Annotated in this window: 10 protein-coding genes; 6 read left to right on the top strand and 4 right to left on the bottom strand. The window is 41.8% G+C overall.

The genetic code is table 11. The annotated features are described in order from the left end of the window. Positions 1-14 precede the first annotated feature (14 nt). Positions 15-1,349: an N-succinylarginine dihydrolase gene (gene astB / locus HBH39_RS10235; protein ID WP_167677959.1), complete on the bottom strand. Its 1,335-nt coding sequence runs from the start codon at positions 1,347-1,349 to the stop codon at positions 15-17. 372 nt (positions 1,350-1,721) lie between these two features. Between astB and topA the strand changes: the two genes are divergently transcribed. The 3 genes from topA to HBH39_RS10220 all read left to right on the top strand — a co-directional run bounded on the left by topA (position 1,722) and on the right by HBH39_RS10220 (position 6,442). Continuing rightward, entirely contained in the window at positions 1,722-4,382 is a 2,661-nt protein-coding gene (topA, locus tag HBH39_RS10230; RefSeq protein ID WP_167677957.1) for a type I DNA topoisomerase, read from the top strand. Between the two features lie 174 nt (positions 4,383-4,556). Further along, positions 4,557-5,948 carry a molecular chaperone gene (gene yegD, locus HBH39_RS10225; RefSeq protein WP_167677955.1) on the top strand — a complete coding sequence of 464 codons (1,392 nt, stop codon included), beginning with the start codon at positions 4,557-4,559 and terminating at the stop codon, positions 5,946-5,948. Further along, the gene (locus HBH39_RS10220; RefSeq protein ID WP_167677953.1) at positions 5,948-6,442 is read left to right on the top strand and encodes a CreA family protein; all 495 of its coding nucleotides are present in this window, start codon (positions 5,948-5,950) and stop codon (positions 6,440-6,442) included. The genes yegD and HBH39_RS10220 overlap by 1 nt, the downstream gene beginning before the upstream one ends. 73 nt (positions 6,443-6,515) lie before the next feature. On the opposite strand, the gene HBH39_RS10215 is transcribed toward HBH39_RS10220, so the two are convergent. The 3 genes from HBH39_RS10215 to pdsR all read right to left on the bottom strand — a co-directional run bounded on the left by HBH39_RS10215 (position 6,516) and on the right by pdsR (position 10,762). Next, positions 6,516-7,700 carry a cystathionine beta-lyase gene (locus tag HBH39_RS10215; protein ID WP_167677951.1) on the bottom strand — a complete coding sequence of 395 codons (1,185 nt, stop codon included), beginning with the start codon at positions 7,698-7,700 and terminating at the stop codon, positions 6,516-6,518. An 85-nt stretch (positions 7,701-7,785) separates the two neighbouring features. Continuing rightward, positions 7,786-10,005, bottom strand: coding sequence for a proteobacterial dedicated sortase system histidine kinase (gene pdsS / locus HBH39_RS10210; protein WP_167677949.1), 2,220 nt, complete (start codon positions 10,003-10,005; stop codon positions 7,786-7,788). Between the two features lie 67 nt (positions 10,006-10,072). Next, entirely contained in the window at positions 10,073-10,762 is a 690-nt protein-coding gene (pdsR, locus tag HBH39_RS10205) for a proteobacterial dedicated sortase system response regulator (RefSeq protein WP_167677947.1), read from the bottom strand. A gap of 221 nt (positions 10,763-10,983) precedes the next feature. Between pdsR and pdsO the strand changes: the two genes are divergently transcribed. The 3 genes from pdsO to HBH39_RS10190 are packed head-to-tail and all read left to right on the top strand — an operon-like array spanning position 10,984 to position 14,610. Next, positions 10,984-11,754: a sortase-associated OmpA-like protein PdsO gene (gene pdsO, locus HBH39_RS10200; protein ID WP_167677944.1), complete on the top strand. Its 771-nt coding sequence runs from the start codon at positions 10,984-10,986 to the stop codon at positions 11,752-11,754. Between the two features lie 57 nt (positions 11,755-11,811). Further along, positions 11,812-13,974 carry a marine proteobacterial sortase target protein gene (locus HBH39_RS10195; RefSeq protein WP_167677942.1) on the top strand — a complete coding sequence of 721 codons (2,163 nt, stop codon included), beginning with the start codon at positions 11,812-11,814 and terminating at the stop codon, positions 13,972-13,974. A gap of 15 nt (positions 13,975-13,989) precedes the next feature. Continuing rightward, positions 13,990-14,610 carry a class GN sortase gene (locus tag HBH39_RS10190; RefSeq protein WP_208764145.1) on the top strand — a complete coding sequence of 207 codons (621 nt, stop codon included), beginning with the start codon at positions 13,990-13,992 and terminating at the stop codon, positions 14,608-14,610. Positions 14,611-14,650 lie beyond the last annotated feature (40 nt).

Here is a 14,650-nt window from a genome sequence, read left to right as displayed (position 1 = left end):
TAGCTTGAAATTATCTATTTTTGGAACTGGTAAACACTGCCCAATTTCAATATTTGGGTTAACTCATCTAAAGCTGTGCGTGATTCAATAATTAATTGCGGATCAGCAAGGTCTGCAACCGTTAAAGTATCTCGATAGTGCTTATCAACCCAAAGATTCAGTCGGTTAAATAAAGCATCATTCATTAAGGTGTGTTGATTGACGGCGGCAATTTCCTGCTCGTTCATTGCTACGCGCAAACGCAAACATGCAGGCCCTCCGCCATTTTGCATGCTTTGTTTTACGTCAAAGTAATGGACTTGCTTAATGGGGGTACCTAAAGTGACTAATTCATTTAAATAAGCAAAGACGGCCGGATTTTCTTGACAATTAGTTGGCGCAACAATGGCCATTTCACCATTAGGCAAGGTAATGATTTGGGTATTAAATAAGTAACTGCGCACAGCATCATCGATAGAAACTTGTTCAGTTGCTACTTTTATAAAATGCACCTCTGTATTCATTTTATTGCGAATTTCTGCAAATTTTGTCTCGGTATCGATAAAAGCTTGCTCATGATAAAACAATACATTCTGGTTGCCGACAGAGATAACATCGTTATGAAATACCCCTTGATCGATCACATCTGGATTTTGCTGAATGAAAACACAGCTTTCATCTTCTAGTTGATGCAAGCGGGCAATTGCTTGAGATGCTTCTAATGTTTGACGGGCGGGATATTTTGCAGGTTTTGGAGCGTTAGGGTTAGTTGCACTTTGACCATAAACAAATAACTCAACCCCAGCTTGGCCATAATCTGCACACAGACGAGTGTGATTGGCGGCGCCTTCATCTCCAAAGCTAGCATGTTCTGGTAAATGTTGATGATGTTTAAAGTAACGTTCATTATTAAACGTGGCCTTTAAAATATTACCTGTAGTGATAGGCTCGATACTTCGATGTAATTTGTCCACTAAATTGGCTGGGGTAAAATGCACTTTGCCATCGCGGGTATCAGCAGAAGGTGATACTGTGGCGGCATTTGCTGTCCACATACTAGATGCGCTGCAACATGCATTGAGCAAAGCAGGCGCTTGCTGAGAGGCTTTTTGCAAAACTTCAGCATCTGTTCCGCTAAAACCAATTCGGCGTAGTGTATAAAGGTCTGGTCGCTCTTGAGGGGCAAGCATACCTTGTATCATACCTAAGTCAGCAAGTGCTTTGGCTTTTTGTAAACCTTGTTTAGCTGCTGCCTTAGGGTTTGAGGCTTGTGCTGCATTCGAGTAAGAGGCCACATTTCCAAAAGATAATCCGGCATAATTATGTGTTGGTCCTACTAACCCATCAAAGTTTGCTTCAAATTGCTTCATTACTGTTCCTTAGTTGGTTATTGTTTTTATAAAAATGAATTTGTTTTTTTATTAGCTGAAATGGATTTAATCGGCATGTAAGTAAGGGCTAATTTTAGGCAAGTATACTGAAGCTAAGCGGCTAAACAAGTCGCCTGTTTTTTGAACAAATGGTGCTTTTTGACTAAAAATGCACTCAATGGCGATTCAAATGTGTTTTATTGAGAATTTAGTTTTAAAAATCGCATATTATTTTTCACATTTATTTATTTTGGTTAAAAAATCGCTCACTAGTGCACATAAAATTCGGATTAACTTGAAAGTCTGGTCTTAACACTCTATATATGGAATCAATTTTGTTACTTTTTGAGACCATTTGGCGCAAATCAAACTATGGGTAAATCGCTAGTTATTGTCGAATCGCCGGCCAAAGCCAAGACAATTAATAAATATCTTGGTAAAGAATTCATCGTTAAGTCGAGTGTTGGTCACATCCGTGATTTGCCGACTTCTTCCTCTTCTGATGGGACACCACCAGCCAAAACTGCTGCTGAAGTGAGAAAAATGTCCCCAGAAGAAAAAGCTAAATATAAGCAGGCTAGGGATAAACAAGCGCTTGTAGCCCGAATGGGAATTAACCCTGAAAAGGGGTGGGCAGCCAAATATCAGGTATTGCCCGGAAAAGAAAAAGTTGTCAAAGAATTGAAAGCCCTTGCAGAGTCAGCTGACCAAATCTATCTCGCAACCGATTTGGACCGTGAAGGGGAAGCCATTGCCTGGCATTTACAGGAAATTATTGGTGGTGATGCTTCACGGTATCAACGAGTGGTATTTAACGAAATTACCAAAACTGCGATTCAAGATGCATTTAGTAAACCTGCTACTCTAGATACCAATATGGTTAATGCGCAACAAGCGCGTCGATTCCTTGACCGTGTTGTTGGTTTCATGGTGTCACCACTGTTGTGGAAAAAAGTGGCTCGTGGTTTATCTGCTGGTCGTGTGCAATCTGTTGCCACACGTTTAGTCGTTGAACGCGAGGGTGAAATTAAGGCATTTGTTCCCGAAGAGTTTTGGGATATCCATGCCGAATTAAATACCAGCAAAGCTGAAAAGCTAAAAATGCAGGTGGCTAAATTTCAGTCAGCGGCGTTTGAGCCAATTAATGAAGCTCAAGCCCAACTGGCTGTTGATGCATTAAAAGGTGCGTCTTACACAGTTAGTAATCGTGAAGATAAAGCTACCTCAAGTAAGCCATCGGCGCCTTTTATCACCTCAACATTACAGCAAGCGGCAAGTACCCGTTTGGGTTTTGGTGTTAAAAAAACCATGATGATGGCTCAGCGCCTTTATGAAGCTGGCCACATTACTTATATGCGTACCGACTCAACTAACTTGAGCCAAGAAGCATTAGACAGCGTTCGTGAAATGATTGCGAACGAATTTGGTGCCAAATATCTACCTGCTGATCCTATTCGTTATGGCAGCAAAGAGGGAGCTCAGGAAGCGCATGAAGCCATTCGTCCATCTAATGTGGCTGTGCAATCTGCAAATTTGTCTGACATGGAGCGTGATGCGCAGCGTTTGTATGAGCTAATTTGGCGTCAATTTGTTGCTTGTCAGATGACGCCAGCTCAATATGATGCGACACGTTTAACGGTAACGGCGGGTGACTATGAGCTAAAAGCCAGTGGCCGTACATTGCGATTTGATGGTTGGACACGCGTTCAGCCACCAATGAGCAAGAAAAATGAAGATGATAGCACACTCCCAGTTGTTGAAATTGGCGATAAGTTAACACTCGATCAACTTTTACCCAAACAGCACTTTACCAAGCCTCCTGCACGGTACAGTGAAGCATCATTAGTTAAAGAACTGGAAAAACGTGGTATTGGCCGCCCATCAACTTATGCAACCATTATTTCAACCATTCAAGACCGTGGATATGTGCGTGTTGATAATCGCCGTTTCTTTGCTGAAAAAATGGGCGAGATTGTCAGCGAGCGTTTAGTCGAAAGCTTTAAAGATCTCATGAGCTATGATTTCACCGCTAGCATGGAGCAAACTCTCGATGATGTTGCCCATGGCAAACTTGATTGGAAAAAAGTGCTTGATGGTTTCTATGGTGATTTTACCAAGCAGTTATTATTAGCAGAGCTTGATCCATCAGAAGGCGGAATGCGTCTAAATGATCCCGTACTAACTGATATTGAATGCCCAACATGTGGTCGCAAAATGGGTATTCGTACTGGCTCAACAGGGGTGTTCTTAGGCTGTTCAGGTTATGCCTTGCCGCCTAAAGAGCGTTGTAAAACCACACTAAACCTCACATCTGGTGATGAAGCTATTAGCGATACTGAAGATGGCGAGACCGATGCCTTACGTGCTAAGCATCGCTGTGGTAAATGTGGTACCGCCATGGATAGCTACTTAATCGATGAGGCGCGTAAATTACATGTTTGCGGTAACAACCCAAGCTGTGATGGTTACGAAATCGAGCAAGGTCAATTTAAGATTAAGGGTTATGACGGCCCAATTATCGAATGCGATCGTTGCGGCCATGACATGGAACTTAAAAACGGCCGTTTTGGTAAGTATTTTGGTTGTACTAATAGCGAGTGTAAAAACACCCGTAAGCTGTTAAAAAATGGCGAAGCTGCGCCACCAAAAGAAGATCCTATCTTTTTGCCTGAGCTAAAATGTACCAAGTCAGATGCACACTTTGTGTTACGTGATGGTGCAGCAGGGATATTCCTTGCCGCAAGTACCTTCCCTAAGTCTCGCGAAACTCGCGCGCCGTTAGTTGAAGAGCTGGTGAAATATAAAGACTTACTTTGGGATAAGTATGCTTATTTAGCTGATGCGCCAACTGAAGATGATGACGGTAATAAATCCGTGGTTAAATTTAGTCGCAAAACTAAAGAGCAGTATGTTGCCAGTGAAATTGACGGCAAAGCGACCGGTTGGTCTGCCAAGTTTGTAGGTGGCAAGTGGGTTACAGAGTCACCTAAAACAGCAAAAAAAACCACTAAAAAAGCCACTAAGAAGTCGTAACACCGTGATGATTCAGCATTACATTTAATTGACTGCAAGATAGAAAATCGCCATCAGCTTTGATGGCGATTTTGTTTTAATTTCCAGCAAGCGTGTGATCAAGGGTAATAATGGGTTCAGTAGGGGCTCGTTAATATGATAGATTACGCGTTTTTGCAAAATGAAGGCTCACTCATGATAGTAGGATTTGATTACGGCAGTGCTAATTGCTCTGTAGGTGCGTGGATTAATGAACGTGTCGAATTATTGCCACTGGGTCTCAATTCCAATTATTTACCTTCAACCTTGTATGCAATGGACCGAGAATTGATTGCTGAGGCGGTATATCAAGGCTTGCCTGAATCACAAAAGGCTGAATATTCACATTTGCGCAGTTCACAACTGATGCGCGCAAAACAAATTCGGCACGAATTAGATTTATTACCTAACGAGCAAGCCGTATTTGTTGGTCAAGCTGCAATTGATGCCTATCTTGACATGCCAGAAGAAGGATTTTATGTCCGTTCACCTAAATCGTTTTTAGGCGCAACCGGTTTGCGAGCTGATCAAGTGGCATTGTTTGAAGATATTGTCACCTTGATGATGCAGCATGTGAAAACCATTGTGGATAAGCAGCTACAGGCTAAGTCGTTAGCTTGTGCTTCACATGTCATAGTTGGACGTCCGGTCAATTTCCAAGGAATTGGCGGCGAGCAAAGTAACCAACAAGCACAAGCCATTTTGTCACTGGCGGCCAAACGCGCGGGATTTACTGCTGTCGGATTTTTGTTTGAACCATTAGCGGCAGGAATGGATTTTGAAGCCACATTAACTCAGGCTGCAAAAGTACTGGTTGTTGATGTGGGTGGCGGCACCACAGATTGCTCATTGGTAAACATGGGTCCAGAGTTAATGGGAAAATCACAACGTGATACTGATTGCCTTGGTCACAGTGGTCAGCGTATTGGTGGGAATGATTTAGATATTGCCTTAGCCATGGAAGCGTTTATGCCAAGCTTTGGTTCAAAAAGTTATATGAAAGATGATAAGTCAGTGCCACTTAGTCCATTTTGGAATGCCGTTGCGGTAAATGATATTAGTGCCCAGCGAGATTTTTATCATCTATCGACAAAAAAGTTGATAGAAGAATTAATTAAAGATGCCCAACAACCTGAGTTACTTGGACGTTTGCAAACCATGCAAAAAAATCAAATGAGTTTTCAAGTTGTCCGCCAAGCCGAATTAGCTAAAGTTGCGTTATCTGATGTGCCAAGCTGTCAGTCACAGCTTGAATTTGTTGAGAAAGGGCTTTGCATTGAGGTTGACCTAGCTCAATTTGAACAAGCGATTACGCCATCACTAGAGAAAGTTAGCACGTTAATGCAGCAAGCCATGGCAACGGATGTTAATTCGCATGATGCGCAGCCTGATATTGTTTATATTACTGGCGGTACAGCTCGCAGTCCGGCAATATATCAACAAATAGCTAAAGTATATCCGCAAGCTAAAGTGGTAGTGGGTGATCATTTTGGCTCTGTTACTGCAGGTCTTACCCGTTGGGCACAATACTATTTTAAGGCAAATTAATGATACATAAATTGGCAAGTAAAGTTGTTATTTCATCTTTGTTAGTCGCTATCACCGGCTTGATGGCTGGTTGTAGTGATGACGTCGGTAAAGTGAGTTTGGGTTTGTTTACCACAAAAGATGTGATTATTGATGCAAAGCCAGACCCCAAAGTACCCGGCGTGACTTGTCACATTAGCCGAATTAAAGCAGACTTAGATTTTGCAGACCCTTCTGATATGAGTATTAGTTGTCGTCAAACTGGGCCAATTACCGCCAATGATTTAGCTGGCATTGATACCAGTAAAAGTGGTGAAATTGTATTTAAAGAGTCGTTAAGTATTTTATTTAAAAGCTTAAAAGTAAGGAGGATTTTAGATAAAGAAAATCAAACCTTACTGTATTTGTCATACTCGACCAAAGAGACCAACGGCAGCCACAAGCATGCCCTATCAACCGTGCCACTTTATGGCACACAGGCTTGGAATAGCCTTAATGTAGAAACAGCAAATTAGCTTTTATTTTATAGCGCTCAAATAAAAAATGGCCGCTAAAAATGCAGCCATTTTTGTATCAGAAACTTGAACTTTACAATGCTTGATTATAGCGCTCGAATGCTTGTGCTAAATCAGCGATTAAGTCATCTGGGTCTTCTAAGCCAATATGTAGTCTAATCAGTGGCTTGCTTGAGTCCCATTGGGTTGCTGAACGAATTTTTTCAATCCCAAATACCCCAAGAATTAAACTTTCGTAGCCGCCCCATGAAAAGCCCATTTTGAAATGTGCCATACCTTCAACAAATGCTTTAACGCTTTTTAAATCACCTTGCTTTAATACAAATGAAAACAAGCCATTGGCGCTAGAAAAGTCCCGTTTGAAAAATTCATGCCCAGGACAAGACTCAAAAGCGGGGTGGCGAAGATGATCAACCTCTGGGCGCTGTGCTAACCAATTAGCCACTTTTAAGCCATTTTTATGATGTTGAGCCATACGCACACCTAACGTGCGTAATCCTCTTGCGGCTAAGAACACATCATCGGGCGAGGTGGTTTGCCCCATTAGATAGCTGTTTTCTCTTAGCTGTGGCCAATACTGTTCGTTTGCGGTTGCGGTTCCCATCATCACATCAGAATGACCGACAATGTATTTGGTTGCAGCCTGAATCGATATATCAACACCCATTTCGAACGGACGAGAGTTTATCGGGGAAGCCCAAGTATTATCTAACATAACAATAATGTCATGCTCATGTGCTATGCGGCTTAATGTAGGCACATCTTGTACTTCCATGGTGATTGAACCTGGAGACTCCAAAAATAAGACCTTAGTATTGGGCTGAATTAATTCGCGAATGCCTGCACCAATCATAGGATCATAATAGGTGGTTTCAATACCAAAACCCGCGAGCAGGTTGTTGCACAAATCGCGTGTGGGTTCGTAAGCTGTATCGACCATTAAGAGATGATCGTCACTTTTTAAAAATGAGAGTAATGCACCACTAATTGCGCCTGCGCCTGATGGATACAGGGCTGTACCTGCGCCACCTTCTAACTCGCTTATAGCTTCTTGAAATGAAAAATGAGTAGGTGTACCTCGACGGCCATAAAATAGCTCGCCATTGGTTTTATTTTTAATGGCAAAGCGCATGTCATCTAATGTTTCGAAAACCACGGTGGATGCACGAAATACGGGTGGATTGATAATTCCTTTAGTGTATTTTTTATCTCGACCTAAGCTAACAATTTGTGTCGCTTGTTTGGCATTCTTACTCATACTTTTCCGTCCACTAAAACTTAATTTATTTTAGCCATCCTAACATCTGTATGGCTAAAATAAAGGTGAATTTTGTTCAACAGGATTAATCAATTAACGGTAAGGTTAAACAAATCTCAACACCGTTAGTGGGCCGCTTTTCATTTTGATTATCACAATGTTCAACACTCATTTGTTTGTCCTCTGTCACCTCGATAATAACATTACTGGCTTTAATTGTGCCGCGATGAAAATCTGTCACTAATCTAGCAATGTACAACCCTAAACCAAGGTGGGGTTTACTATTAATCATTTGTGGGCGAATGGACACCATAGACTCAAAAATTTGTTCATTCATTTGTGCAGGCAGTTCTGGGCCAATATTGGTAACGGTTAAGAGTGCTAGCTTTTGCTGTTGATGTAAGCTTACTTGAATGGGGCAATCGGCATGGCTGAATTCAATCGCATTATTTATTAATTTATCCATTAATTGAGCAATGTATTCTGGTACGCCATGGCAAAACATCGGCTTATCTTCAATCAACAGCTTAAATTGCTGCTTGGGGTATGTCATTTGATAGCCTTGCATACAACCGGATATAACTTTTTGTAGTGGAAAGTCACTGCGCTCTGCATCGAGTAAACTGGCTTCTAAGCGGGTGGCTTCACTTAAGTTATTTAAGATGAGATGCAAACGATTAACCCCATCTTGTGCTCGGTCAACGTATTTTTGGCTCGTGTCATCTAATGCTTGTGCATTGAGGTGTTCAAGCGAACTTCTTACCACGGCAACCGGTGTGCGCAGTTCATGGGACAACCTTGATGACATGTTTTCAAGATAGTGGGTGTATTGGCTTAAACGATGCACTATGTTGGCAAAGCTTCTGGATAAATCACCAATTTCGTCACGATTTTTAGAGGCGCTAATTTGCTGGCGAACGCGACCTTGGCTATCGATAGCTAATTCTGCTTGATCGCGTAAGCGGCGTATACGACTTGAAATACTAGAGGCGAAAATAAACAGAGCTAAAGTGCCCATGCTCATAATTGTAAGAATAACATTAAATAATTTTTCCAACGCCCGGTTACGTAAACTACGGATACCATGAGTGGTTTCTTCAGCAATGACGACACCCATGACCTTGTCTTCAATCCAGATGGGGCTTGCTGCTGCTAATACAACCGCCTTGCTGTCAGGGGTGAGGCGCCAAGTTGAGGCTTTATTTCCTGCTAATGCTTTTTCAATATGGCTACCGGTCAACTCAGTGGAGTCTTCCAATGAGTCAATAAAGTCCTGAGGCGGTCTGGTTAAAATTTTATAGTAAAGCGGTAATAAGTACTTTTGTTGAAAGTAAGACCAATAGCCCTCGCTTTGTTCATCATTTATATCCTCAGCCCAAGTGGTACTTGAGCTGCGAATATCCCCAGATTTAGCCAGTACTCGGCCATGATTATCTACCACCCAAATACGTGAACTGTTATGACTCATTCCTTTGATTATGCTTTCAATTTCAGGTGATGGCACTAATACCGTTCCCAGTTTAGCGACCGAATCTGTGGCTGAAGTGCCCACAATGCTGATTAGCTCTCGGCTAGATTTATCATCGACGTTATGAATGGCAAAACCAAGTTTGCTGCCTACCATATCCAGTGGGATCCGAAACTCAATCACATAACCGTTTGATGTCTCGCGCCACTGTCCTTGTATACGATTTTCGGGGACAACTGGCATGGATTGGTTTGGATCTTGAGGGAGTTTAAAGGCACTTAACCAGCCAGGCTTAGTATTGGCGACCACATAGCGATTAAATTGTTCATCAACAAGAGTTGCCATGACTAAATGATCATTACGATCAACGCGTAAACTGTTACTGCCGCGATAAACTACATGGGGATCATTGACTTCAAAAAAACCATATAAATAACCACCAAATTTGCCCACCATATGATTGAAGCTAATTGTGACAGGCTGATTTTGATCTTGTTGATAAATCACATGTTCATTGGCGTAATGTAATACTCTATGTTGATAAGGTTGCCAATCTTGTAACTTGCCATCCAGTTGAATGGGGCCTGATAATGGATAGGCATACAAATCGCGGCCTTTTTCGACTTGAGTTAAAAAGCTAGCTTGATTATCAAATAGTTTTGGCCTTTCATGTAGCGCGGTTGCCAGTGCTTGAGTCGTACCCTCTAAGGTTTTTTCTTGACCGTGGCGCAGGTATTTTTCCATTTCCCACACATATTCATACCCAAGCCAAGGCAGACAAAGTAAAAACAGTGATAGTAGAATAACCTTGGCTCGTAGCCCTAAAGGGAGATACATAGCAGTGCGAAAACCTTAGTGGTATTAGTTTAATAACGTGATATTGCTTAATGTCGTTTGGTTGCCGTCACAAACTGTCCCAGCGATAACCCATGCCATAAACGGTATCAATACAATCAAAATTATTATCAACAGCAATAAACTTCTTGCGGATCCGTTTTACATGCGAAGTGATGGTGCTGTCATCGACATATATTTTGGCTTCTTGCATTAAATCTTGTCGACTTCTAACGTGGCCTGGGTGTTTTGCCATAGCATGTACCATCCAAAATTCGGTTACGGTCAACTCAATAGGGATTTGCTTCCAGCGCACCTGAATACGGTTTCCATCAATCACCAAATGGCCGCGTTCAATCAAATTATCTTCAATGGCTGTTGTGCCGATTAATTCTGACCGTCTAAAGAGTGCTGCAATGCGGGCAAGTAAATGCGGGAAACTAACATCCTTTGATAGATAGTCATCAGCGCCCAAGCGCAGTCCGCACACGGTATCAAAATCACTATCTCGGGCAGTTAAAAAAATGATGGGTAGGCTACTAGACATTGCTCGCAATGATTGGCAAAGCGTAAAACCACCATCAATTTCATGTTCAAGACCGATGTCGATAATGGCCAAATCCGGTAGTCTGGCAGTAAAAGCTAACATAGCGCTTGGACGATTAGCATAGGCCTGTACGCTGTAACCTTGTTGTTGCAGGACTTCTTTATAATTGTCGCGAATAGCAGCTTCATCTTCTACGATAGCGATACGTTTCATCAAACACCTACATAGCAAATCTTATCTTATTGTGCTGACTATACAGTAATTTAATGGCTAGAAAACCCTTGAACCGCTATTGCCATTTTGTTGCCACAATTGACCTTTTGTTTGCCATTTTTGCTCCCTAAAAAAGCCATTTGTTTATTGTTTAATAACTTCATCAAGTCGCTGACTGATCCATTAAACAGGTTTTACATTTACTTTTAAGGAAGAACATTATGAAAAAGCAAGTAATCGCCATGGCCATTATCTCAAGTGTTTTAGTGTCAAATATCACTGTTGCAGCACCAAGCGAAACCAATCAAAAGCGTGAGCATACTGAAGAGTTAGTCGGCATGAGCTCGGGTATTGTGCTAGGTGCAGTGATTGGCGGCCCAGTAGGTGCATTTATTGGGGCATTAACCGGATCATTTATCGGCAAATCAGTGGGGGACGAGTCTGAGCTTAAAGCACAAAAAGTCAGGTTAGCCGAGCAGCAAGATATCCTTGCAAGCCGAGAGGCACAATTAGCAGAGCTTCAAGCTCAGCAGCAGTCATTAATGGCAAAGCAGCAAGAGTTTAATCAAATAGAGTATGAGTTGGCTAAATTAAAAGCCCATCAAGAACAAATCTTAACTGATTTAAGCTTGGGCATGAACGTACAGTTTAAAACTGGCTCTGCGCAAATTGAACCACTTTTTAAGCAGCAGTTAGATAATGTGGCTTATATGATGGCAGCGATGCCCGAGCTTAATCTTGATTTAATGGGCTATGCCGATCGTCGTGGAGATGATGCTTTTAATCAAGCATTGTCAGAGCAACGTCTTATTGAGGTGACTAATTATTTAGCTGCCCAAGGCATAGATAAGGCAAGGTTGATGGGCAAGGCCTTCGGTTCAAGTGCGCCTATGCACCAAGAACAAAGTGTTGAGAATGACTTTTTTGATCGTCGTGTCACTTTAAAACTTATCAATGACAGTGCGCAACTTACTGCCAATCAAAACCATTAATCATCCTATTTAATTTACCGTTAGAGGTTTAGTTCGCTAAACCTCTAAGGAGGTTTTATGCACTTTAAATCAGTGAGTTGGTTTTGCTTGTTTACGGCTTTATTTTGGGGAAGCTCAAGTATCACTCTTGCATCTGTATCGACATCGGCCGTGAATGCCGATCCCTTAGACGATGTTATCACTCAGGGTGTAGTGAGTTATCAATTGGGCCAACAATCTAAACAGATGCTTGCGTTAGACACGCAAGTTGAAATGACGGTATCGGGGTTAATTAACCGAGTGACAGTTAAGCAGGTGTTCAACAATGTTGAAGACAGTTGGATAAATGCTAAGTATGTTTTTCCTCTGCCTGATAATGCGGCGGTAGATGGCATGAGTTTACTTATCGGTGACAGGGTTATTGAAGGGATGATTAAACCCAAAGCTGTGGCTAAACAGCAATTTGAGCAAGCTAAAAAGCAAGGTAAGCAGGCAAGTTTAGTTAGCCAGCAACGACCGAATGTGTTTACCACGCATTTGGCCAATATTGGTCCTCAGCAGCAAATTGTGGTGGAAATAACTTACCTGCAAACCATTAATTATCAAGATGGCGTGTTCAGTTTACGTTTCCCATTGGTGGTTGCTCCGCGATATCGGCCTAGTGGGCAAATTAGCCTGTTTGATGAAAGTAATAAATTAATTTCACCAAGGTTTAGCCCTGTCGGGTATGTTAATATGCAGGACAAATTTGAAATGGATAGTCATAAAGTATCAATACGGGTAGTCCTGGATGCGGGGACTGAAATTGAACAGCTAACGAGTCTATACCATCCTATTATTCAGTCTAAAGATGGCCGCAAAACCAATCTATCTTTAGCTGGCAAAGTGCCCTTAGACAGAGATTTTGTTTTACAGTGGCAAACAAGTAATCACCAGCAAATCACTTCGGCGCTTTTTTATCAGCATAGCAAAAGTCATCCTGTTTTAGCGAATGGACCTACTGTTGATGAAAACCGCCTTCAGTCTATCGAAAAATCACCAGAAACTTATGCCATGGCATTGTTAATACCACCGACAATGACTGTCAAAGAACAGCATAAAATACATCGCGAATTGATATTAGTGATTGATACTTCAGGCTCAATGGCAGGGGAATCGATTATTCAAGCCAAAATGGCACTAGACATTGCGCTCAAAGACTTAGATAGCAAGGATAGCTTTAACATTATTGAATTTAACTCAAGTGTTAACCCTTTATTTGCCAATGCTCAGCCAGTATCTGTAAACACCTTAACGCAAGCTAAGCGCTTTATTGGCGCATTACATGCGAATGGCGGTACAGAAATGGCGGGCGCATTGAACAGTGCGTTATTGACCACTTTAATGCCTAAGCAGCAAGAGTCATTTAGCTCAACAACACCAGCATTGAGACAAGTTATCTTTATTACTGATGGTGCAGTATCAAACGAGGCACAGTTATTTGAACAAATAAGCTATCAGTTAGGCGAGTCTCGATTATTTACTGTGGGTATTGGTTCTGCACCCAATTCACATTTTATGCGCCGTGCAGCCAATGTGGGTAAAGGGAGTTTTTCTTATGTGGGTAAGGCAAGCGAAGTGGAGCAACAGATCTCCGCGTTAATTGATAAAATTAGCCAGCCGGTACTTACTAATATTGAGTTACATCACCTTGATGGCACTGTACCTGATTATTGGCCTGCCAATATAGATGATTTATATCAACAAGATCCGCTGTATATCAGTTTTAAAATTCCAGCTGGCCGGGTGCAACCTGTAATCATTTCAGGTTATATCAATGGTCAATTTTGGCAACATCAATTGGATTTTAATCAAGGCAGCAATGCAAAAGGTATCGATTTGGTTTGGGCTAACGCACAAATTACAGAGCTTGAATTAAGTCAAAATCGAGCAGAGCGCCAACGAGTTGCAAAGCAAGTTGAGGCGTTAGCCATGAAATATCACTTAGCTAGTAGTCAAACCAGTTTGGTTGCTGTAGATGTTACACCCGTTAATCCCAATACTAACAATTTATTAGAGAAACAAGTTGGTCTTTTGCTGCCTGCTGGTTGGCAGATTGATTCACATGGTGTGTTGCCACAAACGTCAACGGCGAGCCGATTATGGCTATTAATGGGTGCAAGCTTATTGATGTTAACAATACTGTTTGGTTTGTGGCTAAAGGGAGCATTACCGGGGCAACGATTGAGTATTATCAATTAAGCAGAGGCGCATTTGATGTTGAACTTTACGCAACAAAGGAACTATTGGCTAGCATTCAATATCATGTTGCTGCTGGCATTATTACTACTTGCAAAAGGAGGGTATATGCACGCTAAAGCTCATTTTGCTCAGTTTTTAATTGAACGGGCTTTTGAACAAACCTTAGTTGATCAAAAACCACATAAGCCATGGTCCTGGGCAGATACTCACCCTGTGGCAAAAATGCGCTTTTACGACTCGCATGATCAAATAAAGCAAAAGGCTTTGTTTGTTTTAGCGGGAGTGTCGGGCAGGACATTAGCGTTTGGTCCCGGTTTATATTTAGCCGGAGCTCATGCGGGGGAACTCGGCAATACAGTGATTGCAGGGCATCGAGACAGCCATTTTATCAATCTTCAGTATTTACACATTGGCGATAAGATTGAATTACAAAACATTAAAGGCGCAATCATCGAATACCAAATTACTGATTTGCGAGTGGTTGATGAAACACAAGTGGAAGAGTTGGCCATGACTCCAGATGAAAGGCTAACATTAATTACGTGTTATCCTTTTTATGGTATCAGTGCCAATGCCCGTATGCGCTATATCGTCGAAGCGAAGCCTATCAAGGTTAACAAGCCGCAGTTCATTTAACAAAAACAACTTAGATTGATGTGGCTATTTGAACATCGGT

This window comes from Shewanella aestuarii (genome assembly GCF_011765625.1).
GTDB classification, from domain to species: Bacteria; Pseudomonadota; Gammaproteobacteria; order Enterobacterales; family Shewanellaceae; genus Shewanella; species Shewanella aestuarii_A.
Note: the sequence above shows the minus strand (reverse complement) of the source record. Positions and strands in the feature narration are given on the sequence as shown.